General features: G+C 53.7%; 1 protein-coding gene. It reads left to right on the top strand.

Annotated features, from left to right (window positions below; genetic code table 11):
- On the top strand, positions 1-2,245 hold a 2,245-nt coding region (locus ACE4YL_RS10970; protein ID WP_461369645.1), incomplete at its 5' end, for a penicillin-binding transpeptidase domain-containing protein.
- Positions 2,246-2,490 lie beyond the last annotated feature (245 nt).

Consider the following 2,490-nt stretch of genomic DNA (forward strand, 5'->3'; position numbering starts at 1 on the left):
GCTTGGCTACATCAGCCCTGAGGAGTACGAGGAGGCTGTCTCGGAGGAGCTTATCTTCGCCGAACCGAAATCTGTTACTTACCCATACCCCTATTTCATTGACTACGTGGTTCATCACGAACTGATCGATATTCTCACGGAGATGCCTGAAGTCGAGGATGCTTATGAGGCCATCTACAATGGCGGACTCAAGGTCTATACCACCCTGAACACAGATTACCAGTCGCACCTGGAGAATGTGCTCAACCGGCCCAACCTCTACCCCCGGACCATCTATATAAATATGCCCAAACTGCGCGAGGCGGTCAATGCCAACAACGGCCGGCTGCCCTCCGATTATCCGAACGCTTATATTGACGAAGAAAACGGGATCCCCCAACCGCAGTCGGCACTGGTTCTGGCCGACCCGAAAAGCGGTGAGGTCCTGGCCCTGGGAGGCGGCCGGGAATACAGCAAAAAACGGAATGAACTGCTGCGCTATCTCAGCCCGCGCCAGCCCGGTTCGGCCATCAAACCGGTGATCGCCTACTGCACCGCTTTTGAAAAAGGCCGTTTGGGAGCCGGCTCGGTGCTGGACGATTCTCCACTAATCGGACCGCAGGGCTGGCGCCCGGAAAACTATGCCGGCAATTTCCTCGGCATGGTCACAGTCCGCCGGGCCCTCTCCTGGTCGTACAATATTCCGGCAATCAGAGCTTACACGGAACATACCGGACTGCAAGAAGGAGCAGCAAAGGCTTACCGGATGGGCCTTAACACCTACAACCCTCAAGAGAGTATACCGGTGCCTAGCTGGGCAATCGGATCCCGTGAAGTTACCGCACTGGACATGGCCCAGGCCTACAGTGTCTTTGCCAATAACGGGATCAAGATGAATCTTCATACCGTGCGGCGAATAGAAGATCGCAACGGCAATGTTATCTACGAGCATGAGGCCGAGCCGGAACAGGTATTATCCCGTGAAGCAGTCTTTATCACTAACAGCATTCTGCAGGATGTGGTCACTTCGACCACCGCCAGGGGCCTCTCGGGGATGGGCCGGCCCCTCGCCGCCAAAACCGGGACAACCGATGATGCCCGGGATATCTACCTGTCGACATATGCGCCAAACCTGGTCGCCACTTTCTGGATGGGCTACGACATTAAGGATATGGGAAAGATCACCAGCGGGTGGAATTGGTCCTCCGGTCTAATGCGCGAAGTTTTTAAAGAGGTTTTCAAAACGCTGCCCCGGGAAACCTTTCCTGCTCCGCCTTCGGGAGTGGTCCGGGCTGAGGTATGTACAAAATCCGGCCTCCGGCCCACCGAGCTCTGCCGCGAAGCGGGAACCGTGAAGGCCGACTACTTCCTGAGAAATCATGTGCCGCGGTTAACCTGTGACCTGCATGTCGAGGTAGAAATCTGTGAGGCCACGGGGCTCCTGGCTGGAGAATTCTGCCCCCCCGATCAGGTTGTTAAAGAGATTCGTTTTAACCGGCCGGAGTTTATTGTCACCGACGGAGGATGGCCCAGAGGAGCCGGGCGAAAGCCGCTTGATGCCGAAGAAATGCCGCCCGAGGAAACCTGTGATATCCACTTTGAATACCCCGGATCATTTTTATCTTTTACCGCTTCGACCCCCGCTGGAAAGCATGTGCATTTAACCTGGGAATATAGCGGCGAAGCGCCGAAAGAGTTTCATCTTTACCGCCAAATTAAAAACAATAACGGAACTGAAGCACAGCTAATTAAAAAGCTGGGGAAAAATGAGAACTCTTATCGTGACAGAAACGTGCCGCCCGGAACATATATTTATACTCTTTATGCCGTTGACGAACATGGCAACCGTTCTCAGCCGGCGGTGGTGGAGGTAACCTTGCAGGACCAGCAGTCTCAACCCGGCAGTCCGAAAAATTTTAAAGTAGAAGTAGATGGCAACAATGTCAAGCTCAGCTGGACCGCCGCAGACAACCTGGCAGACAGGTTTATCATTTATCGGAACGGCAGTGAGGTACACGAGATTCCGGCGGAAGATGATATCGCGGAGTATTACTGGACAGATATGGAGGTCGAGCCGGGCCCCTACAGGTATCAGATCGAGGCGGAAAATGAAGCCGGCGCTTCGAAATCAGATGAAGTAGAAATTAAAATAGATGAAGAGCATTCCGGCGGAGCCGGAGATGGCCGGATTTTTGGCGGAAACCTTTTCAACCGCCTGCGCGGCTTCCTCTCCGCCTGTTTATCGCGCCTCACTATTGAGAGGTGAGAGGTGAGAAGTTAGAAGTGAGACTTATCTCTCTGGGTATATGGGTATAATATGCCGGGATTGTTGTAGGAGGCCGTCCCAAAAGGGCGGCCCCCTTTTTGTCAGGCAGCAGCCTTGTTTTGAGATCCTTCGCTTCGCTCGGGATGACATGAAGGGGCGGGCTTCCATTCCCGCACGGTGTATTAAACCTAAACGAATTTGGAGACAGCCCCAACCTTTGAGAGGCGAGAAGTGAGAAGTTGGAA

Source organism: Candidatus Darwinibacter acetoxidans (genome assembly GCF_041936445.1).
Classification (GTDB): Bacteria; Bacillota; Limnochordia; order Darwinibacteriales; family Darwinibacteriaceae; genus DTU010.